Source organism: Aquabacterium sp. (assembly GCF_048860245.1).
Classification (GTDB): domain Bacteria; phylum Pseudomonadota; class Gammaproteobacteria; order Burkholderiales; family Burkholderiaceae_C; genus Aquabacterium.
The window spans coordinates 1-21,070 of the sequence record NZ_JBLIZW010000028.1 but is presented as its reverse complement, the minus strand read 5'-3'; the positions used below and the strand labels follow the sequence as shown (position 1 = coordinate 21,070).

General features: G+C 59.6%; 23 protein-coding genes and 1 pseudogene. 18 read left to right on the top strand and 6 right to left on the bottom strand.

Annotated elements, in window-relative coordinates; all coding sequences use genetic code 11:
• From rpsB to trxC, 18 genes and pseudogenes are all read left to right on the top strand, one after another.
• A partial coding sequence (gene rpsB / locus ACMV18_RS03060) for a 30S ribosomal protein S2 (protein WP_420816624.1) occupies positions 1–713 on the top strand: 713 nt, incomplete at its 5' end.
• Between the two features lie 108 nt (positions 714–821).
• Positions 822–1,718 (top strand): translation elongation factor Ts, encoded by an 897-nt coding sequence (tsf, locus tag ACMV18_RS03055; RefSeq protein WP_420816623.1) that lies wholly within the window; start codon positions 822–824, stop codon positions 1,716–1,718.
• A 194-nt stretch (positions 1,719–1,912) separates the two neighbouring features.
• Positions 1,913–2,623, top strand: coding sequence for a UMP kinase (pyrH, locus tag ACMV18_RS03050; RefSeq protein ID WP_420816626.1), 711 nt, complete (start codon positions 1,913–1,915; stop codon positions 2,621–2,623).
• Between the two features lie 70 nt (positions 2,624–2,693).
• Positions 2,694–3,254, top strand: a pseudogene (frr, locus tag ACMV18_RS03045) (ribosome recycling factor).
• 124 nt (positions 3,255–3,378) lie between these two features.
• Complete coding sequence (uppS, locus tag ACMV18_RS03040) at positions 3,379–4,158, top strand: polyprenyl diphosphate synthase (RefSeq protein WP_420816622.1); 780 nt, start codon at positions 3,379–3,381, stop codon at positions 4,156–4,158.
• 2 nt (positions 4,159–4,160) lie between these two features.
• Positions 4,161–5,090 carry a phosphatidate cytidylyltransferase gene (locus ACMV18_RS03035; protein ID WP_420816621.1) on the top strand — a complete coding sequence of 310 codons (930 nt, stop codon included), beginning with the start codon at positions 4,161–4,163 and terminating at the stop codon, positions 5,088–5,090.
• Complete coding sequence (gene ispC, locus ACMV18_RS03030) at positions 5,083–6,288, top strand: 1-deoxy-D-xylulose-5-phosphate reductoisomerase (protein ID WP_420816620.1); 1,206 nt, start codon at positions 5,083–5,085, stop codon at positions 6,286–6,288. Before ACMV18_RS03035 ends, ispC begins: the two co-directional genes overlap by 8 nt.
• Positions 6,289–6,328: 40 nt before the next feature.
• On the top strand, positions 6,329–7,717 hold the full coding sequence (gene rseP, locus ACMV18_RS03025) for an RIP metalloprotease RseP (protein ID WP_420816619.1): 1,389 nt from the start codon (positions 6,329–6,331) through the stop codon (positions 7,715–7,717).
• 9 nt (positions 7,718–7,726) lie between these two features.
• On the top strand, positions 7,727–10,027 hold the full coding sequence (bamA, locus tag ACMV18_RS03020; protein WP_420816618.1) for an outer membrane protein assembly factor BamA: 2,301 nt from the start codon (positions 7,727–7,729) through the stop codon (positions 10,025–10,027).
• A gap of 2 nt (positions 10,028–10,029) precedes the next feature.
• A complete protein-coding gene (locus ACMV18_RS03015) occupies positions 10,030–10,539 on the top strand; it encodes an OmpH family outer membrane protein (protein ID WP_374258203.1) in 510 nt (169 codons plus the stop codon).
• A gap of 38 nt (positions 10,540–10,577) precedes the next feature.
• Positions 10,578–11,606, top strand: coding sequence for a UDP-3-O-(3-hydroxymyristoyl)glucosamine N-acyltransferase (gene lpxD / locus ACMV18_RS03010; RefSeq protein ID WP_420816625.1), 1,029 nt, complete (start codon positions 10,578–10,580; stop codon positions 11,604–11,606).
• Positions 11,603–12,043 carry a 3-hydroxyacyl-ACP dehydratase FabZ gene (gene fabZ, locus ACMV18_RS03005; RefSeq protein ID WP_374258234.1) on the top strand — a complete coding sequence of 147 codons (441 nt, stop codon included), beginning with the start codon at positions 11,603–11,605 and terminating at the stop codon, positions 12,041–12,043. The genes lpxD and fabZ overlap by 4 nt, the downstream gene beginning before the upstream one ends.
• A gap of 7 nt (positions 12,044–12,050) precedes the next feature.
• Positions 12,051–12,839 carry an acyl-ACP--UDP-N-acetylglucosamine O-acyltransferase gene (gene lpxA / locus ACMV18_RS03000; protein WP_420816617.1) on the top strand — a complete coding sequence of 263 codons (789 nt, stop codon included), beginning with the start codon at positions 12,051–12,053 and terminating at the stop codon, positions 12,837–12,839.
• 25 nt (positions 12,840–12,864) lie between these two features.
• Positions 12,865–14,025: a lipid-A-disaccharide synthase gene (gene lpxB, locus ACMV18_RS02995; protein ID WP_420816616.1), complete on the top strand. Its 1,161-nt coding sequence runs from the start codon at positions 12,865–12,867 to the stop codon at positions 14,023–14,025.
• Positions 13,994–14,653, top strand: coding sequence for a ribonuclease HII (rnhB, locus tag ACMV18_RS02990; protein WP_420816615.1), 660 nt, complete (start codon positions 13,994–13,996; stop codon positions 14,651–14,653). Before lpxB ends, rnhB begins: the two co-directional genes overlap by 32 nt.
• Before the next feature lie 3 nt (positions 14,654–14,656).
• Positions 14,657–15,511 (top strand): TrmH family RNA methyltransferase, encoded by an 855-nt coding sequence (locus ACMV18_RS02985; RefSeq protein WP_420816614.1) that lies wholly within the window; start codon positions 14,657–14,659, stop codon positions 15,509–15,511.
• A gap of 76 nt (positions 15,512–15,587) precedes the next feature.
• A complete protein-coding gene (locus ACMV18_RS02980) occupies positions 15,588–16,286 on the top strand; it encodes a Bax inhibitor-1/YccA family protein (RefSeq protein WP_420816613.1) in 699 nt (232 codons plus the stop codon).
• Positions 16,287–16,397: 111 nt separating this feature from the next.
• Positions 16,398–16,835 (top strand): thioredoxin TrxC, encoded by a 438-nt coding sequence (trxC, locus tag ACMV18_RS02975; protein ID WP_420816612.1) that lies wholly within the window; start codon positions 16,398–16,400, stop codon positions 16,833–16,835.
• Positions 16,836–16,883: 48 nt separating this feature from the next.
• Here the strand turns inward: trxC and dnaB are convergent, their stop codons facing one another.
• The 6 genes from dnaB to ACMV18_RS02945 form a co-directional block, all read right to left on the bottom strand.
• On the bottom strand, positions 16,884–18,320 hold the full coding sequence (gene dnaB / locus ACMV18_RS02970) for a replicative DNA helicase (protein WP_374258215.1): 1,437 nt from the start codon (positions 18,318–18,320) through the stop codon (positions 16,884–16,886).
• A 136-nt stretch (positions 18,321–18,456) separates the two neighbouring features.
• Positions 18,457–18,909 (bottom strand): 50S ribosomal protein L9, encoded by a 453-nt coding sequence (gene rplI / locus ACMV18_RS02965; RefSeq protein WP_374258216.1) that lies wholly within the window; start codon positions 18,907–18,909, stop codon positions 18,457–18,459.
• 12 nt (positions 18,910–18,921) lie between these two features.
• A complete protein-coding gene (gene rpsR / locus ACMV18_RS02960; RefSeq protein ID WP_035034561.1) occupies positions 18,922–19,215 on the bottom strand; it encodes a 30S ribosomal protein S18 in 294 nt (97 codons plus the stop codon).
• Positions 19,216–19,245: 30 nt separating this feature from the next.
• Positions 19,246–19,536: a primosomal replication protein N gene (gene priB / locus ACMV18_RS02955; protein WP_374258217.1), complete on the bottom strand. Its 291-nt coding sequence runs from the start codon at positions 19,534–19,536 to the stop codon at positions 19,246–19,248.
• 50 nt (positions 19,537–19,586) lie between these two features.
• Positions 19,587–19,952, bottom strand: a complete 366-nt coding sequence (gene rpsF, locus ACMV18_RS02950; RefSeq protein WP_420816611.1) for a 30S ribosomal protein S6 — start codon at positions 19,950–19,952, stop codon at positions 19,587–19,589.
• A gap of 160 nt (positions 19,953–20,112) precedes the next feature.
• The coding region (locus ACMV18_RS02945) for a putative PEP-binding protein (RefSeq protein ID WP_420816610.1) at positions 20,113–21,070 on the bottom strand (958 nt) is incomplete at its 5' end.

Below are 21,070 nucleotides of genomic sequence, written 5' to 3'. Positions count from 1 at the left end.
CCGGTGTCCACTTTGGTCACCAAACCCGCTTCTGGAACCCCAAGATGGCCCCCTTCATCTCCGGCCCTCGCAACAAGATTCACATCATCAACCTTGAGAAGACTCAGCCTGCTTTCGAAGAAGCCCTGAAGTTCATCAAGCAACTGTCTGCTCGTCGCGGCACCGTGATGATGATCGGCACCAAGCGTCAAGCTCGTGACATCATCGCTCAAGAAGCTGACCGCGCTGGCGTTCCTTTCGTCAACCAGCGTTGGCTGGGCGGCATGCTGACCAACTTCAAGACCGTCAAGGGTTCTCTGAAGAAGCTGAAGGACATGCAAGCTCAAGTCGAAACCGGCTTGGACAACCTGAAGAAGAAGGAAGGCCTGCTGTTCCAACGTGAACTGGCTAAGCTGGAAAAGGACATCGGCGGCATTCAAGATATGGCCGCTCTGCCTGACGCGCTGTTCGTGATCGACGTTGGCTACCACAAGATCGCCATCGCCGAAGCCAAGAAGCTGGGTATTCCCGTGATCGGCGTGGTTGACACCAACCACTCTCCTGACGGCATCGACTACGTCATCCCTGGTAACGACGACTCCTCCAAGGCTGTCGCTCTGTACGCCAAGGCTGTGGCTGACGCCATCCTGGAAGGCAAGGCCAATGCTGTGAACGAAGTGGTTGCCGCTGCTGCTGGCGATGACGAGTTCGTGGAAGTCAACGAAGCTGCTTAAGCCTTCTTGATTTCATGAGAAGGGGCTGACGATCAGCCCCTTTTTTTCAGACAGATTATTTTGTTGGGTGGTGATTGAGCCACCAATCAACTCAAACGGAGAAATCACATGGCTGCTATTACCGCCAGCATGGTTGCCGACCTGCGCGCCAAGACCGACGCTCCCATGATGGAGTGCAAGAAGGCTCTGACCGAAGCCGATGGCGACATGGCCAAGGCTGAAGAGATCCTGCGTGTCAAGCTGGGTAGCAAGGCTTCGAAGGCCGCTTCGCGCGTGACCGCTGAAGGCGTGGTCTCTGCTGCTGTCGAAGGCAATGTCGGCGCTCTGGTTGAAATCAACTGCGAAACCGACTTCGTGTCCAAGAACGATTCGTTCCTGGCTTTCGCCAAGTCTGTGGCTGAACTGATCGCCAAGAACAACCCTGCAGACGTCGCCGCCATCGGCGAACTGCCTCTGTCGCAAGACGGCTTCGGTCCTACCGTTGAAGAAGTCCGTAAGGGTCTGATCGGCAAGATCGGTGAAAACATGTCCATCCGTCGTTTCAAGCGTTACGCTGACGGTGGCAAGCTGGCTTACTACCTGCACGGCGCTCGCATTGGCGTGATGGTCGAGTTCGATGGTGAAGACGTTGCGGCCAAGGACGTGGCCATGCACATCGCTGCCATGAAGCCTGTGGCCCTGTCCTCGGCTGACGTGCCTGCTGAACTGATCGAAACCGAGCGCAATGTCGCGACGGCCAAGGCTTCTGAGTCTGGCAAGCCTGCCGACATCGCTGCCAAGATGATCGAAGGCGCTGTTCAGAAGTACCTGAAGGAAGTCTCCCTGCTGAACCAAGTGTTCGTCAAGGCTGCCGACGGCAAGCAAACCGTGGAAGGCTACCTGAAGTCGGCCAACACGACCGTCAAGTCGTTCACCATGTTCGTGGTGGGTGAGGGCATCGAGAAGAAGCAAGACGACTTCGCTGCTGAAGTGGCCGCTACGATGGCCGCAGCCAAGGGCCAATAACCCGACGCTAACAACAAGGGGGCTTCGGCCCCCTTGTGCTATGTCTCGCTCGCTGCGGGACTCAGACTCCATAATGACAAAGCCGCAAGGGGAACCTTCGCGCGCTACGATATACAAAGCCATAGATGGCGGGTTGGATCTGTCGACGAATGTCTTCGGACTCAGCCTATAACGAAGATTACAAGGACGTTCGCATGGCCGCCTACAAGCGCATCCTCCTGAAACTTTCCGGTGAAGCCCTGATGGGTGACGATGCTTACGGCATCAACCGCGCCACCATCGTCCGCATGGTCAAGGAAATCCAGGAGGTCACCGCCCTGGGTACGCAGGTCGCCGTGGTCATCGGTGGCGGCAACATCTTCCGCGGTGTGGCTGGTGGTTCTGTCGGCATGGACCGTGCGACGGCTGACTACATGGGCATGCTTGCCACGGTGATGAACTCGCTGGCCTTGGCAGACACCATGCGCCAAGAAGGCATGACGGCTCGTGTGATGTCGGCCATCAGCATTGACCAAGTGGTCGAGCCCTATGTTCGCCCCAAGGCGCTGCAGTACCTGGAAGAAGGCAAGGTGGTTGTGTTTGCCGCCGGAACAGGTAACCCGTTCTTCACCACCGACACGGCTGCGGCCCTGCGTGGTGCCGAAATTGGTGCAGAAGTCATGCTGAAGGCCACCAAGGTGGATGGCGTCTACACCGCTGACCCCAAGAAGGATCCTTCTGCGACCCGCTATGCCAGCATCACTTTTGACGAGGCGCTGATCAAGAATCTGCAGGTGTTGGACGCAACGGCGTTCGCACTGTGTCGCGATCAGAATCTGCCGCTGAAGGTTTTCTCCATTTTCAAACCCGGCGCCCTCAAGCGAGTCGTGCTGGGTGAGGACGAAGGCACGCTGGTTCACGTCTGATCCGCTGTTGTCCTCTGTTTTCCTGTCCCAAACGTTGGTTGACCTGTACGGTTAGCGCACGGAGCTTTTCATGAGCATTGCAGACATCAAAAAGAACGCCGAGCAGAAGATGCTCAAGTCCATCGAGGCTTTCAAGAACGAACTGGCCAAGATCCGAACCGGTCGTGCACACCCCGGCATCTTGGATCAGGTGCATGTGGACTACTACGGTTCGCCCGTGCCCATCAGCCAAGTCGCCAACGTGACCTTGCTGGATGCGCGCACCATCAGCGTCCAGCCTTGGTAAAAGGGCATGGGCCAGAAGATTGAAAAGGCCATCCGTGAGTCGGATCTGGGCCTGAATCCTTCCAGCCAAGGTGACCTGATCCGTGTGCCGATGCCTCCTCTGACCGAAGAGCGTCGCAAGGAGTTGACCAAGGTTGTCAAGCACGCCGGTGAAGATGCCAAGGTGGCGGTTCGCAACCTGCGTCGGGATGCCAATGAGCATGCCAAGCGCCTGCTCAAGGACAAGGACATCACCGAAGACGAAGACCGTCGTTCGCAAGATGACATCCAGAAGTTGACCGACAAGACGATCGCTGAGATCGACAAGCTGGTTCAATCGAAGGAAGCAGAAGTTCTGGCCGTTTGAGGCTTGCGCTTTTGTCATAATCGCGACGCAGTCCGAGGCGGCTTGGCCGCCTCGTTCTGTTTGTAGTCAAGCGGGCTGCCATGGCGGCCCGTTGCTGTATGTTCGCATCGCATCACGACCTCAGATGGCATCCTCTCCTCAAGCAGTGCAATCGCCACCTCGGCATGTGGCCATCGTCATGGATGGCAATGGGCGTTGGGCTCGCAAGCGCTTCATGCCCAGAGGCATGGGGCACAAGGCTGGTGTGGATGCGTTGGTCAAAGTGGTGCAGGCAACGGCCGACCGCGGCATTGGCTATTTGACGGTCTTTGCGTTCTCGTCTGAAAACTGGAAGCGACCAGAGGAAGAGGTCTCTGGCCTGATGAGTTTGCTGATCGTTGCGTTGTCGAAGTACCTGGCCAAGTTGAAGGACGATGGCGTACGGATTCGAATTGCGGGCGATCTGGATTCCGTGTCAGACAAGGTGCGTGAGGCCTTGCGTGGGGCAGAGCGAGAAACGCAGGGCAACAACCGTTTGGTTTTGACGGTGGCGTTCAATTACGGTGGTCGGTGGGACATCGTGCAAGCATGTCAGCGTGCGATGGCTGCTGGACTTCGGCCTGATCAACTTGATGAGCAGGCACTCGCCAAATTCATGACCATGAACTACGCGCCAGATCCGGACTTGTTCATCAGGACGGGGGGGGAGGTTCGGCTGTCGAACTTCTTGCTTTGGCAGAGCGCGTATGCAGAGTTGTTTTTCACTGACTGCCTCTGGCCGGACTTTGACGGTGCAGAGCTGGATCGTGCCCTTGCGAGCTTTTATGCGCGCGAGCGACGTTTTGGTGATGTGGGGGCGTCCGGTGAGGGCGACGGTGCGATCGGTGTGATTGAGGACGTTCAGCCGTCTTCGCAGGGGAACTGAGTATGCTCAAGCAGCGCGTGATCACCGCTTTGGTGTTGGTGGCCATTCTTCTTCCGTGTCTTGCCGCTGAGGCTGCGTGGCCTTTTGCTGCCTTGACGTTGTTGTTCATCTCTGCGGCCGGCTGGGAGTGGTCCCGCTTGAATGAGGCACCTGGTGCGCGTGCAATGTTGATGGGGGCCGCCGTGGCAGGCGGTTGCGTTTATTTGGCGCAGGTATTGGGTTTGCCGGTTTGGGCGCAGCCAGCGGCAGAGCTCTCCACCCCCAATTTGCATCCTCACGAACATGGTATGGGGTTGCCGCTGGCGGGCTTTTCTGTTCCGGCGTGGATCTGGCAACTCGCTGTCATGCTGTGGGTGCTGGGTGGTGCCGCCGCGCTGAAGTACGGGACGACGCATTGGAAGACGGTTCCCCAGTTGTGGCGTCGCCTTCTGGGGCTTGCACTGTTGGTGCTGGCGTGGGTAGCGCTCGTCGAGAGCAAGGCTCAAGGTTTGAACTACCTGTTGTCTGTTTTCTGCCTGGTCTGGGCAGCGGACATCGGTGCTTATTTTGGTGGTCGTGCGTTTGGTCGACGTAAGCTGGCCCCGTCCATCAGCCCGGGCAAGAGCTGGGAGGGTGTCTGGAGTGGCATGGTCGCTGTCGGCATTTTGGCTGTGATTTGGGTGTTGGTGGATCGTCATGCATCGGTGGACTCGCCCAGCCTCTACAGTCGACTTCTGTTTGGACTTGGCCCGATTGGCATGGTGCTGGCCTTGGTGTTTTTGTCTGCAATGAGTGTGGTCGGTGACCTTTTCGAGTCATTGATCAAGCGTCAGGCCGGAGCGAAAGACAGCAGCCAGTTGTTGCCGGGGCACGGTGGTGTTCTGGATCGCATCGACGCGTTGTTGCCGGTGCTGCCTTTGTCCTTGGCTGTGATGTCCTTGTGCCATGCCTGAGTTGATGATGAATCGTCTGCAACGCGTCTGCGTATTGGGTGCCACGGGATCGATCGGCACCAACACGCTGGATGTCATTTCTCGCCATCCCGATCGCTTTGAGGTGTGGGCCATCACTGGCGCGAATCGCGTCGAAGAGTTGTTTGCTCAGTGTGTGCGTTGGAAGCCTCGGTTTGCAGTCATGCCGGCAGAGGCTGTAGCCCATCAGTTGCGTGAGCGGATTCGCGCTGCGGGCTTGCCAACGGAAGTGCTCAGCGGTGAGCAGGCACTGGTCGACGTTGCTGCGCATCCGGATGTGGATGTGGTGATGGGCGCCATTGTGGGCGCAGCGGGTTTGGCGCCATGCTTGGCGGCGGCGCGGGCGGGGAAGCGATTGCTGCTGGCCAACAAGGAAGCCTTGGTGGTGGGCGGTGCCCTGTTCATGCAGGCAGTCAAGGATGGTGGGGCAACACTGCTCCCCATTGACAGTGAGCACTCGGCCATTTTTCAGTGCCTGCCTGAAGATCCTGCGACTTGGTCCCAGCGAGTGGATCACATCGTGTTGACCGCTTCTGGCGGCCCGTTTCGCCAGCGGGACCCATCGACCTTTGCGGACATCACCCCTGAGCAGGCCTGTGCCCACCCCAACTGGGTCATGGGCCGAAAGATCTCGGTGGATTCCGCCACGATGATGAACAAGGCACTCGAGGTCATTGAGGCCCGTTGGTTGTTCGGTTTGCAGCCGGACCAGATCAAGGTCGTGGTGCACCCGCAAAGCATCATTCACTCCATGGTGGTGTGCCGTGACCGTTCAGTTCTGGCTCAACTCGGGACACCAGACATGCGTGTGCCAATTGCGTATGGCCTGTCGTGGCCGGAGCGAATTGTGTCCGGGGCAGACATGCTGGACTTCACCAAGCTGCAATCGTTGACCTTCCTTGAGCCGGATGCCAATCGCTATCCTGGATTGCAACTGGCGTGGGAGACGCTACTGGGTGAGCCCGGCTCGACATGTGTCTTGAACGCGGCCAACGAGATCGCTGTGGACGCATTCTTGAGCAAGCGCATTCGGTTCGATCAAATTCACCATGTGAATGTTCAGACCTTGTCGGATTGCGCGATTCCACGTGAGTCCAGTACGTCTGTGGATGGGCTGTTGACACTGGATCAGCTGGCACGAGAAGTCGCCGGGCGCGCTGTCCAGCGTTTGGGTGTTTGACGTTGTTGGCGAAATTGTTGCTGGCCCAGAGGTGTATTGAATGATGACGATTCTGGCGTTTCTGGTGACGATCGGTGTGCTGGTGGTGATCCACGAGTACGGCCATTACCGTGCCGCTGTCGCATGTGACGTAAAAGTGCTGCGGTTTTCTGTTGGGTTCGGCAAAGTGTTGTGGCGAACCCAGCGTGGTGAGACCGAGTTTGTGGTGTCTGCGTTGCCGTTTGGGGGCTACGTGAAGATGCTGGATGAGCGCGAAGCACCTGTTTCGCACGAATTGCTGGCGAGAGCGTTCAACCGCAAACCGTTGGCGCAGCGCGCGTTCATCGTCGCGGCGGGTCCGATGGCCAACTTGCTGTTGGCTGTGTTGCTCTATGCCGCTGTGAATTGGGCAGGCGTTCAGGAGTTGCGCCCATGGATGGGGCAGCCTCGTGCAGAGAGCATGGCTTCCCGTGCAGGGTTGCAGGCCGGGGATGAAATCTTGTCCGTGGCACAGGTGGCAGGTGGTGACTCTGACGGCATGCTTCCGGTGCGTTCCATGAGCGATCTGGCTTGGCAGTTCACGCAAGCGGCGTTGTCCGGTCAGGATGTGCGGATCCAGGTGGCATCGCGCACGGATGCGTCTCAGACCGTTCAACGCACCCGCGAGTTGCTGCTCCCTCTGAGCCAAATTCCTGCTTCCGAGGTGGATGGCCGCTTGTTGGATCGTGTGGGGTTTGCCGGTCCGTATGCCCAAGCGGTGATCGATGATGTCGTGCCTGAGGGGCCTGCCGCCAAGGCTGGGTTGATTCACGGCGATCGAGTGCTGTCGGTGAACGGTACCGTGCCACAGGATGCTGCGCATCTGAGGCAACTGATTCGGGCCAGTGCCAAGCAAGGTAGTGCGCAAGTCCTGGCTTTGGTTGTCGAGCGGCAAGGCCAGCGTTTGGAGGTCAAGCTCATCCCCGTGATGAAGGACGTCCAGGGACAGCAGGTACCACGCATTGAGGCGGCTCTGGGTAATCCTCCCGCCATGGTGACGGTGCGCTACGGTCTGGTCGAAGGCTTTACACGCGCTTTGCGCAAGACGTGGGACGTTTCGGCCATGAGTGTTGCCATGTTGGGCAAAATGGTCATCGGAGAAGCGTCGCTCAAGAATCTGAGTGGGCCGTTGACCATTGCCGACTACGCTGGCAGATCCGCTGAAATGGGCTGGATTCACTACATCGGCTTCCTTGCGCTGGTCAGTGTGAGCCTCGGTGTTTTGAACCTTCTGCCGTTGCCCGTCTTGGATGGCGGGCACCTCATGTATTATCTTTTCGAAGGTGTCACGGGAAGGCCGGTTTCCGAACTATGGCTGGAACGTCTGCAACGTGGTGGCTTGGCCATCATGCTGGTGATGATGTCACTGGCCATCTATAACGACCTGGCGCGCATTTTGGGCGCGCACTGAGTTCTCTGCATGCAAATTTCCATGACTGCTCTGCGGTTCAAGCCGACTCTGCTGGCTGCTTTGGTGGCCACTTCCGTGTTCCAGTCCGCTTGGGCTGTTGAGCCTTTCGTCCTGAAGGACATTCGTGTTGAGGGGCTGCAGCGCGCCGATGCCGGGACCGTTTTTGCGTCCCTGCCATTCCGCGTCGGGGACACCTACACCGATGACAAGGGCGCCGCAGGCCTGCGTTCGCTTTTTGCGACCGGACTGTTCAAGGATGTCCGCATCCAGATCGATGGCAACGTCGTGGTGGTCGTGGTGGAAGAGCGCCCTGTGATCTCTCGTGTGGAGTTCGTGGGCACGAAGGAATTTGACAAGGAAGCGCTGGTCAAGGCGTTGAAGGACGTCGGGATTGGCGAAGGTCAGCCGTTCGACCGGGCACTGGCTGATCGCGCGGAGCAGGAGTTGAAGCGTCAATACCTGACCCGCAGCTTGTACGGTGTGGAAGTGGTGACCACCATCACCCCGGCGGAGCGCAATCGCGTCAACGTCACGTTTACCGTGACGGAAGGCGAGATCACCAAGATCAAGAGCATCCGCATCACGGGCAACCAGGCTTTCACTGAAAGCACGCTGCTGTCTCAGTTGGACCTGACCACGGGTGGCTGGCTGACTTGGTACACGAAGTCGGATCAATATGCGCGCTCCAAGCTCAATGCGGACTTGGAAACGCTCAAGTCCTACTACTTGAACCGCGGGTACCTCGAATTCAAGATCGAGTCCGCGCAGGTGGCCATCTCTCCCGACAAGCAAGACATCTCGATTGCCATCAACGTGTCCGAAGGGCCTCGTTATGTGGTGACCGGCGTCAAGCTGGAAGGTGATTACCTGGGTAAGGAAGGCGCGTTCCGCCAACTCGTTTCGATCAAGCCTGGTGAGGCGTATCGGGCGGATACCGTTGCAGCCACGATCAAGGCGTTCACCGAACGCTTTGCCGCTTTCGGTTATGCGTTTGCACGTGTGGATTTCCGTCCTGAACTGGATCGTGAAAAGGGCCAGGCGGTGGCCGTGCTGGTGGCGCAGCCTCAGCGGCGGGTCTATGTGCGTCGCGTGAACGTGGCCGGCAACTCTCGCACGCGCGACGAGGTGATCCGTCGCGAGTTCCGCCAATTCGAAGCGGCTTGGTATGACGGGCAGAAGATCAAGCTGTCTCGTGACCGCGTGGATCGCCTGGGCTATTTCAAGCAGGTCAACATTGACACCGTCGAGGTGCCTGGCACAGCAGATCAGGTGGATCTGACCATCACGGTGGAAGAAAAGCCGACGGGCAACCTGATGCTGGGTGCGGGCTTCTCCAGCGCCGAAAAGTTCACCCTGACCGGGTCGATCAAGCAAGACAACGTCTTCGGGACCGGTAACTACCTTGGCGTGGAAGTCAACACCAGCAAGTACAACCGCACCATCGTGGTGAGTACGGTGGATCCGTACTTCACGGATGCCGGTGTCTCTCGTTCGTACGACGTGTTCTATCGCACGTCCCGTCCGCTGAGCACGCAGGGCGGTGACTACAAGATTGTGACCCCGGGGGCAGCCGTTCGCTTTGGCGTGCCCTTCACCGAATATGACACCGTGTTCTTCGGCGCCGGTGTGGAGCAGACGGAAATCAAGGGCGATGTAGGCCTGCCGGTGAGCTACCGTCGTCACCGCGATATTTTTGGTGAGCAAAGCTTGTCCGTGCCTTTGACGGTGGGCTGGGCCCGTGATGCCCGTGACAGCACCATCGCGCCCACACAAGGTCGATATCAGCGTGTGAACCTGGAAGTCGGTGCTGCGGGTGACACCCGCTATGTGCGCGGTGACTATCAGGCACAGCAATACTTGCCGCTGACGAACCGCTTCACCATCGGGTTGAATGGTGAGGTGGGGTACGGTCGCGGTTTGGCTGGCAAGCCGTATCCTGTGTTCAAGAACTTCTATGCGGGTGGCTTGGGCACGGTGCGTGGCTTTGAGCAGAGCTCACTGGGTCCCGTTGACATCGAAGGCGCCTACGTTGGTGGTAACCGACGCATCAACCTGAACGCCGAGTTGTATGTGCCGTTCCCAGGTGCGGGTAACGACCGTACTTTGCGCATGTTCGGCTACGCAGATGCCGGTAATGTGTGGGGCGAAGATGAAAAGCTGAAGCTGAGCGACATGCGTGCGTCGGTCGGTTTCGGGATCAGCTGGGTTTCGCCCGTGGGCCCGCTGAAGCTGAGCTACGGCAAGCCCATTCGCTACAAGGACCAAGATAAAATCCAGAAACTCCAGTTCCAGATCGGTACCGCATTCTGACCATGACTTCGATTTTCAAGACCGTGCTGGCCAGCGCACTGTTGTGCGCTGCGGCAACCGTTCATTGCCAGGAACTCAAGATCGGGTTTGTGAACCTCGATCGGGTTCTGCGTGATGCTGCGCCAGCGAAGGCAGCTCAAGCGAAGTTGGAGGGCGAGTTCACTCGTCGCGAAAAGGATTTGGCCGACAGCGAAGCGCGTCTGAAAAGCGCATCGGATCGTTTTGAGAAGGATGCGCCAGCCTTGGGTGAGTCTGAGCGCGCCCGCCGGCAACGCGACCTCATGGAGCAGGATCGCGAGTTGCAGCGCCGGCGTCGTGAGTTTCAGGAAGACCTGAATCAACGCAAGAACGAAGAACTGGCCTCCGTGCTGGATCGGGCCAATCGGGTGGTCAAGCAAATTTTTGATCAAGAAAAGTACGACCTGATCCTGCAGGAAGCCGTGTTCGCGGGGCCTCGTGTCGACATCACCGACAAGGTCATCAAGGCATTGAACAGCGGATCGATCAAGTGACCGTTCATGATGTTTCGGCCGCCGCACCCGCAGTTGAATTGACCGTCACCCTGGGTGAGCTGGTTGCAGCGCTGGGTGGGGAACTTCATGGCGATGCGGCCACCTCGATCACGCGCGTTGAGCCGCTGGAGACCGCCACGGCGGGTGGTATCGCGTTTCTGTCCAATCCGAAGTATCGCAGCCAGCTTGTTGGTAGCCAAGCCAGTTGTGTGATCGTGAGCGAGGCTGTCAAGGACGAAGCCTTGGCACGTGGTGCGGCGATCGTCACAGGCGACCCCTATCTGTACTTTGCCCGTCTGACGCAATGGTGGGCGGCTCGTGTGCGTCCTCGTCCTGCCGCCGGTATCCATTCGTCAGCTGTGGTGGATGCCACAGCCGTGATCGGGCAGGGCGTGACGATTGGCCCGCTGGTGGTGGTTGAGGCGGGTGCCATCATTGAACACGATGTCATCATTGGTTCGCATTGCAGCATTGGTGCGCGTGCGCGCATTGGTGCAGGTACGAAGTTGGCGCCACATGTGACCATCGGCTTTGACTGCACGGTGGGTGCTCGCTGCATTTTCCACAGCGGTGTGGTGATTGGGGCCGATGGCTTTGGCTTCGCACCCAACAAGGGCCGTTGGGAAAAGATCGAGCAGCTAGGCGCCGTACGCATTGGCGATGACGTCGAGCTGGGGGCCAACACCTGTGTGGACCGTGGCGCACTGGGCGACACCGTGATTGAGCAGGGTGTCAAGCTTGATAACCTTGTTCAGATCGCCCACAACGTGCACATTGGCGAGCATTCCGCCATGGCCGGCTGCGTGGGCGTAGCAGGCAGTGCGCACATCGGCAAGCATTGCACAGTGGGCGGTGCAGGCATGATCCTGGGGCACCTGACCTTGGCGGACAATGTGCACGTGTCGTCCGGCACCCTGATTTCGCGCTCTGTGCTCAAGCCTGGCTTGTACAGCGGCGCATTCCCGTTTGACGAGAACGCATCGTGGGAGAAGAACGCGGCAACGCTGCGTCAACTGCACGCCTTGCGCGATCGGATCCGTAATCTAGAGAAGCAAGTGAAAAGCTGATGGACATCCACAAGATTCTTCAAAAGCTCCCGCACCGTTACCCCTTTCTGTTGGTAGACCGTGTGCTGGAAGTCGAAAAGAACGTTCGCATCCGCGCGCTGAAGAACGTGACGATCAACGAGCCGTTCTTCCAGGGCCATTTTCCGAACCGTCCGGTGATGCCTGGCGTGCTGATGCTGGAAGCCTTGGCACAAACCGCTGCGCTGTTGGCTTTTGAGACCCAAGGTCAAGGTGTGGACGACAATTCGGTGTACTACTTCGTGGGCATTGACGGCGCTCGTTTCAAGCGTCCCGTCGAGCCAGGTGACCAGTTGTTCCTGGACGTGCAGATGGACCGCAACAAGGGCGGGATCTACAAGTTCAATGCCCAGGCATTCGTGGGTGAAGAGCTGGCCGTGTCGGCTCAGCTGATGTGCACCGTCCGCAAGGTGTCCTGAGGCTCAGATGGCGAACATCCATCCGACAGCGATTGTCGATCCTCAGGCCCAACTGGCTGACTCTGTCACCGTGGGCGCGTTCACGACCATTGGTCCGAACGTGCGCATTGGTGCGGGCACGACCATTGGTGCCCACTGTGTGATCGAAGGTCACACCACGATTGGTTGCGACAACCACATCTACCAGTTCGCGTCCTTGGGTGCTGACCCGCAAGACAAGAAGTACAAGGGTGAGCCGACGCAGTTGATCATCGGGGACCGCAACACCATTCGCGAGTTCACGACGTTCAACACCGGCACGGTGCAGGACAAGAGCCTGACCCAGGTTGGCAACGACAACTGGATCATGGCCTACGTGCACGTGGCGCACGATTGCATCATTGGCGATCACAACGTGATTGCCAACTCTGTGCAGTTCGCTGGCCATGTGACGGTGGGTAACTTCACCCTGATCGGTGGCATCAGCGGTATCCATCAGTTTGTGCGGATTGGTGACTTTGCGATGCTGGGCTTCCAGACGCGCCTGTCGCAAGACTTGCCGCCCTTCGTGATGGCCGCAGGCAATCCGGCTGAAGCGCAAAACGTTCACCAGGAAGGCCCCCGCCGTCGTGGTTTTTCGCCTGAGCGTCTGAGCGTGCTCAAGCAGATGTACAAGCTGCTGTACCGCAAGGGCTTGACCTTGGAGGCCTCCAAGGCCGAGATTGCTGCGCTGCGCGGGCAGACCCCGGGTGCAGAGGTCGACATCGACAACATGTTGACCTTCCTGGCTGAGGCCAACCGCGGCATTGTCCGTTGAGTGCATGACTGATTCCGAGACGAGCATGAGCGCCCTCGGGGGCTCGGCTCCCCGTGTGGCCATGGTGGCCGGTGAGACGTCTGGCGACTTGCTGGCCGGTTTGCTGTTGGGGGGACTGTGCCAGCGTTGGCCAGGCTTGTCTTCGGCTGGGATCGGCGGGCCGCGCATGGCTGCCCATGGCTTTGAGGCCTGGTGGCCCTATGAAAAGCTGGCCGTGCATGGCTTCAATATGGAAGTGCTGCGCCGGTTTCGCGAAATCTGGATGATCCGCAAGCACCTGGGCGACCGGCTGTTGCAGGACCGCCCGGACGTATTTGTGGGCGTCGACGCCCCGGACTTCAATCTGGGCCTGGAAGCCCGCCTGAAGTCCGCTGGCATCAAGACTGTGCATTTCGTCAGCCCCTCCATCTGGGCTTGGCGGGGCGGCCGCATCAACAAGATCCACCAGTCGGTGGACCACATGTTGTGCCTGTTTCCGTTTGAGCCGGAGCTGTATCACGCTAAAGGCATTGATGCGACGTTTGTGGGGCACCCATTGGCGGACACCATTCCGCTGGAGGTGCCGCGTGCGCAGGCGCGTCAAAAGCTTGGCTTTGACGATGCGGTGCCGCTGGTGGCGGTGCTGCCGGGTAGTCGTCGCGGCGAAATCCAGCACATCACGCCCACGTTCTTGCAGACTGTGGCGTTGCTGGCCAAACAGCGCACCGATCTGCGGTTTGTGTTGCCGGTGGTACCCGGTTTGCGCGAGCTGATTGAGCCCATGCTGCGGGAGCACGCGCCGGATGCGCCGCTGACATTGCTGGATGGGCAATCGCACGAGGCTTTGGCCGCCTGCGACGTCACACTGATTGCCAGTGGGACTGCCACCCTGGAGGCGGCGCTGTTCAAGCGTCCCATGGTGATTGCCTACCGTATCAGCACGCTGAGTTGGCACATCATGAAGCACATGGCGTATTTGCCTTGGGTGGGCCTGCCCAACATCCTGTTGCGGGATTTCGCCGTGCCCGAAAGGTTGCAGGACGATGCCAATCCTGCTCAACTGGCTGCCGATGTGCTGGCTTGGCTGGATGACCCCGCGCGGGCCCGTTCGGTGCAGCAGCGTTTTCTGGAACTTCATCATTTGTTGAAGCGCGACACCGCTCGCGCCGCGAGCCATGCCATCGCCCAAGTCCTCGAAACGCGCTAAGGTGAGCGAGGCCCGCCCGCCGGAGCAACTGGACTTGCTGTGGCCGGGTGACGATGTCGGCCTGTTGGCCGGCGTGGACGAGGCTGGGCGGGGTCCTTTGGCGGGACCTGTGGTCGCTGCGGCGGTCATTCTGGATGAGCTGAACCCCATCGTGGGACTCAATGATTCGAAGAAACTGACCGCTCGCAAGCGCGACCTCTTGTTTGACGAGATTCGCGCCAAAGCGCTGTGCTTCAGCATTGCCGAGGCCACGGTCGAAGAGATTGACGAACTCAACATCCTGCATGCCACCATGTTGGCCATGCGACGTGCGGTGGAGGGCTTGCGCCTTCGGCCGGCCCGCGTGCAAGTGGACGGCAATCGGACACCCCAGTTGAGCATTCCGGTACAGGCCGTGGTGGGCGGGGACGCCAAGGTGCAGGCCATTTCTGCTGCGTCGATTTTGGCCAAGGTGCACCGTGACCGCTTGTGTGAGGTGCTGCACGACGCGTATCCTGTTTACGGCTTTGACGTGCACAAAGGCTACCCGACGGCCCAACATTTGGCCGCCTTGCGCGAACATGGCGCCACGCCTGCGCACCGTCGCAGTTTTGGTCCGGTCAAGGCCGTTCTTGAATCACAGAATTGAATCATGAGTGAATCCATCGAGCAGCGTCCTTCCCGTGTACGGGTCACGCAGCTGGTCACGTCACGCGATAACCCGTTGGTCCAGCGCTTGCGCCGTTTGGGGCAGGACCCGGTCGCCTACCGTAAGCAAGGCGAGGTCTGGCTGGAGGGGGATCACCTGTGTGAGGCCTGCTTGTCGCGGGGTGTGCAGGTCGGATTGGCGGTGATCACCGATACGGCGTGGCTGGGTGAGCATGGCCAAGCCTCGGGTGACGACGAGACGGCTCGTCGGCTGAGCGGCCTGGCTCGACAAGCCGACAAGGTCGTGGTGGTGCCTGAGTCGCTCTGGAAGACGTTTACAGGGTTGGAGTCGCCAGCGAAGCTGGGTTTCCTGCTGGCCCGTCCGGCGGGGGAGCAGGACGCGGCGCGATTGCTGCCTGGCGTGCGCACCGTGATCCTGGACCGTGTCCAAGACGCCGGCAATGTCGGCAGCATCTTGCGCAGTGCCTCGGCCATGGGTGTGGTGCAGGTGGTGGCTCTCAAAGGGACGGCGGCGCTGTGGTCGCCGAAGGTCTTGCGCGCCGGGATGGGGGCGCATTTTGCCTTGCACCTTGTGGAGCAGGTAGCCGCCACGGATCTGGATGCGCTGGCGGTACCCATGGTGGCGACCAGTTCGCACACCGACCAGCTGTTGCACACAGCCGCTTTGCCCGACCCATGTGCCTGGGTGATGGGGCACGAAGGGCAGGGCGTCGGTGAGGCGATCATGGCGCGTTGTGCCATGGCCGTGGGCATTCCTCAGCCGGGCGGCGAAGAGTCCCTGAATGTGGCAGCTGCGGCGGCCGTGTGTTTGTATGAATCGATGCGTCGCCGACTGTGAGGCAGCGCGCGGCAATGGAACCTGACTATGATGGCGGGATCAAACCAGCCATCATACTGATTGGAGCGTGAAGATCATGGATCGTTCGATGAAACCTTTGGACGTTGTTTACGGCACGGTGCTGGACAGCAGCGCTCGTCAGCGTGTGCTGCGTAACACCTATGCGCTGTTGGCGCTCTCGATGGTGCCCACGGTACTGGGCGCTTGGCTGGGCGTGTCGATGGGCTTCAGCTTTTTCGCCGGAAGCCCCATGCTGGGCTTTGCGCTGTTCATGGGCATTTCGTTTGCCTTTTTCTTCGGCATTGAGAAGTTCAAGAACTCGGGCGTCGGCGTGCTGCTGTTGCTGGGCTTCACCTTCTTCATGGGTCTGATGCTGTCTCGCATGTTGGGGGCCGTGCTGGGGCTCTCCAACGGTGCTTCGTTGATTGCCACCGCTTTTGGTGGCACGGCGGTGGTGTTTGGTGCCATGGCGACGCTGGCATCCACCATCAAGCGCGACCTGTCCAGCATGGGCAAGTGGCTGTTTGTGGGCACGCTGGTGATTCTGCTGGCCGCTGTGGCCAACATCTGGCTGCACATGACAGCGCTGGCCTTGACCATCTCGGCCTTGGCCGTGGTGATCTTTTCTGCTTTCATCCTCTACGACCTCAAGCGCGTGATCGACGGTGGTGAAACCAACTACGTGGTGGCCACGCTGGCCATCTACCTGGATGTGTACAACGTGTTCACGTCCTTGTTGCAGTTGTTGACCGCTTTTGGCGGCAGCGACGACTGACGTCCGCCGTACCGTCAGCCTCTATCTGCAAGCCCGCCAGGACATGCGTCTGGCGGGCTTGTTTTTTGGTGGGTCGATACCATGTAGGGTATCCGTCTCCAAGGAGTTGTGATGTCGAATGCCCTCGAACTGGTGTGCCCGCACTGCGCAGGCCTGAACCGTGTGCCCTCAGACCGTCTGGCGGATGCTCCTCAGTGTGGTCATTGCCACCAGGCGCTGTTGCCTGCGGCTCCAGTCAACGTGACCGACGCCACCTTTGACCGGTTTGTCGGGCGCAATCAATTGCCGGTGTTGGTGGACTTCTGGGCCCCATGGTGTGGCCCTTGTCGCAGCTTTGCGCCCGTGTTTGCGCAAGGGGCTGCCGAGTACGCCTCGCTGGTGCGTTTCGCCAAGCTGGACACAGAGGCCAACCCGGGTGTGGCCTCGCGCCATCAGATCCGCAGCATTCCCACTTTGGCCCTGTTCAAAGGTGGGCGGGAGGTGGATCGTGTGTCGGGTGCTTTGCCGGGTCCGCAGTTGCGTTCCTGGCTGGCGCGCCACGGACTGTGAATGCGAAGGGGCCCGGATGGGCCCCTTGTGCTGTATGGCTGACAGGTGTCAGTACTGATCACCTTCACCGATGTAGGTGCCGGGTGCCAGGTTTTCGAACCGTGTGTTCGATTTCAGGAAGGCGAGGTGCAGGCTGCCCACGGGGCCGTTACGCTGCTTGCCGATGATGATCTCGGCCGTGCCGGGTACCTTCGATTCCTTGTTGTAGTACTCGTCTCGGTAGATGAACATGATGACGTCGGCATCCTGCTCGATGGCGCCGGATTCCCGCAGGTCGGACATCATGGGGCGCTTGTCCGGGCGTGTTTCCACCGACCGGTTCAACTGAGACAGGGCAATGACCGGGCATTGCAGCTCTTTGGCCAGCGCCTTCAGACCCCGCGAGATTTCACCAATCACGGTGGCGCGGTTTTCTTCGTTGCCACCCGATCCACTCATCAACTGCAGGTAGTCGATGATGATCAGACCGAGGGTGCCGCCAAACTGGCGAGCCAGACGACGTGCCCGTGCGCGCAGCTCGTTGGGGGACAGGCCGGGTGTTTCATCAATGAAGACGTTGGCCGTGCGCAGCTTCTCGACGGTTTCACTCAAGCGGCTCCACTCGTCATCCGTCAGGCGCCCGGTGCGAAGGTTTTGCTGGTTGATGCGGCCGATCGAGCCGACCATCCGCAGCGCCAACTGGGAGGCGCCCATTTCCATGGAGAACACGGCTACCGGCAAGCCCTCATTGACCGCCACGTTTTCGCCGATGTTCAGCGCAAACGCGGTCTTACCCATGGAGGGGCGGGCGGCCAGAATGATCAGGTCGCCCTTTTGCAGGCCAGCCGTCATCTTGTCCATGTCGATGAAGCCGGTGCGCACACCGGTGACGTCCTCCGCACCGTTGTCAGCGAGTTCGGTGACGCGATCGAGCAGATCGACCACCAAGCCATCCATCGAGAAGAAGCCTTGCTTGTTGCGGCTGCCTTCTTCCCCGATCTTCATGATGCGGGCTTCGGCCTCGTCGAGGATGTCGGACACTGACTTGCCGTTCGGGTTGAAGGCGTTGGTCGCGATTTCGTCGCTAGCGGTCACCAGCTTGCGCAGCACGGCACGCTCACGCACGATTTCTGCGTAGCGGCGCATGTTGGCCGCGCTGGGCACGGACTGGGCGAGCGCATTGAGATAGGCCAGTCCGCCCACTTCGGTGCCCTTGCCCTGCATTTGCAGGTGCTCGTACACCGTGATGACGTCAGCGGGTTTGGATTGGCTGATCAGGCCTTGAATGGCCAGGAAGATGAGTTGGTGCTCGTGACGATAGAAGTCGCCATCGTTGAGCAAGTCTGCCGCACGGTCCCACGCGCTGTTGTCCAACAGCAAGCCCCCGAGAACGCTTTGCTCGGCCTCAATGGAGTGGGGCGGGACACGGAGTTTGGCAATCTCGTCAGACGAGATGGCATCGGTGTTGCCGGAGGAAGAGAACGGGGTTGGGAAGGTTGCAGCCATGGCTCAATGATAGGTGCAGAGAAAGTCCATTCGTGCCAGAAACGACAAAGCCGACACGAGGTGCCGGCTTTGCTTGTGAGCCAGCTGCGAAGAGCTGGCTCAGGGGCGATGGTGTGATCGCGCCTGTGGGGAAACCTTAGGCGGTTTCGCCAACGACGGCAACGGTCACGTCCACGACCACGTCGGTGTGCAGAGACACGGACACAGCGTGTTCGCCAGTGGTCTTCAGAGGACCGTTAGGCAGACGAACTTGGTGCTTGGCCACTTCAAAGCCGGCAGCCTTCAGGGCTTCAGCGATGTCGTAGTTGGTCACGGAACCGAACAGACGGCCGTCAACGCCAGCCTTCTGGGTCACGGAAACGGTCTTGCCGCCCAGCTTTTCGCCGGTAGCTTGAGCCGCGGCCAGCTTTTCAGCTTGAGCCTTTTCCAGTTCAGCGCGGCGAGCTTCGAACTCGGCCACAGCCTTTTCGGTGGCGCGACGAGCGCGGCCGGTCGGGATCAGGAAGTTACGGGCGTAGCCGTCCTTCACCTTGACCACATCACCCAGGTTGCCCAGGTTGGCGACTTTTTCGAGGAGGATGATTTGCATGTCGGTTACTCCTTAGACGCGATGTTGGTCGCTGTAAGGCAGCAGGGCCAGGAAGCGAGCGCGCTTGATGGCGGTGGTCAGCTGACGTTGGTAGATCGCGCGGGTGCCGGTCAGGCGTGCGGGGATGATCTTGCCGTTTTCAGCGATGAAGTCGCGCAGGGTATCAACGTCCTTGTAGTCGATTTGTTCGACGTTGGCGACGGTGAAGCGGCAGAAGCGCTTGCGGCGGAACAGCAGGGATTGCGTGTTGCGCTTGCCCTTGCGGTCTTTGGAGAACTTGCCGTTCTTGGAGCGTGGAGCAGCCATGATGACCTCTCAGTATCCGATTGGATGTGTTTAAACGATGTCGTTGAGTTCGGTGATGTGCAGCAGCAGACCTCGTCCGGTGCGTGTGGCCCCCAGAAAACCGACCAACCCGAAGGTGGCGCCGGTGTCTTGCCGGTTCAGTTGCTCGGCCACGGGGCCCAATGCAACTGCCTTGATATCCAGCTTGACCTTTCGGGCTTGCTGGGCTTCCGTGACCGTTGACTCGTGCTCAAGCACCAAGTCGAGGGCCGGGACGCCGGCAGGGGTGTAACGCATCGATTTGCGTTCGATGATCCGGGCTGAAAGCTGGACGCGATTCATCGCGGTTCACGAACGACGGGAGGCAGCGCCTGAATGCCTTGCGGCATCAATCAGGCAGCAGCTTGCTCCTGCTGGGCCTTACGGGCCTCTTCACGCTCAACTTGCTTCATCATCACGGAAGGAGCGGTCTCGGCCTTGTCCTTCTGCACGGTCAGGTGACGCAGCACAGCGTCGTTGAACTTGAAGCCGGTTTCGAGCTCAGCCAGGACTTCCTTGCTGGTTTCGATGTTCAGGCACAGGTAGTGAGCCTTGGCCAGCTTGGTGATCTGGTAAGCCAGTTGATGGCGGCCCCAGTCTTCAATGCGGTGAACCTGGCCACCGTTGGAGGTGATCAGGGTCTTGTAGCGCTCCAGCATGGCTGGAACTTGTTCGCTTTGATCCGGGTGGATCAGCACGACGATTTCGTAGTGACGCATGGAAACTCCTTGTGGATTCCAGTTGATGGAAGCCGTCGCGAAGCGTCAAACCCGCAGACGGCAAGGGTCGCCCAGAAGGGCAACATTCGGAAAACCCGCGATTGTAGCAGTGAAAACGCCGCCCGTGGGCGGCGCTTCAGCTCTTTTTGGCGTGGGGTGATTACTTGGCGGCGAGACGCTGCCAGGTGTCCACCACGGTGTCGGGGTTCAGAGAGATCGACACGATGCCTTCGTCGGCCAACCACTCGGCGAAGTCAGGATGGTCGGATGGGCCTTGGCCGCAGATCCCGACGTACTTGTCTTGCGCACGGCAAGCGGCAATGGCGCGCGAGATCATGGCCTTCACGGCAGGATCGCGCTCGTCGAAGTCAGCAGCCAGCAATTCCAGACCGGAGTCACGGTCCAGGCCCAGGGTCAGCTGTGTCAGATCGTTGGAGCCGATGGACATGCCGTCGAAGAAGGCCAGGAACTGGTCGGCCAGGATGGCGTTGGAGGGCACTTCGCACATCATGATGACGCGCAGGCCGTCGGTGCCACCCTTGGCGGCGCGCACCAGACCGTGGTCGGCGAGCATGTTGGTCACACGCTCGGCTTGCTTCAGGGTGCGCACGAAGGGCACCATGATCTCGACGTTGGTCAGGCCCATGTCGTTGCGCACGCGCTTGAGGGCTTCGCACTCCATCGCGAAGGCTTCACCGAACTCGGCGCTGATGTAGCGCGAGGCGCCGCGGAAGCCCAGCATGGGGTTTTCTTCTTCCGGCTCGTAGCGCGAACCGCCGATCAGCTTCTTGTACTCGTTGGACTTGAAGTCCGACAGGCGCACGATGACGGGCTTGGGCCAGAAGGCGGCGCCAATGGTGGCAATGCCTTCAGCCAGCTTGTCGACGTAGAACGCACGGGGCGAGGCGTGACCACGGGCCACCGACTCCACGGCCTTCTTCAGGTCGTTGTCGATGTTCGGGTAGTCGAGGATCGCCTTGGGGTGAACGCCGATGTTGTTGTTGATGATGAATTCGAGGCGCGCCAGACCGACACCGCCGTTGGGAATTTGCGCAAAGTCGAAGGCCAGTTGCGGATTGCCGACGTTCATCATGATTTTGAGGTCAATCTCGGGCATT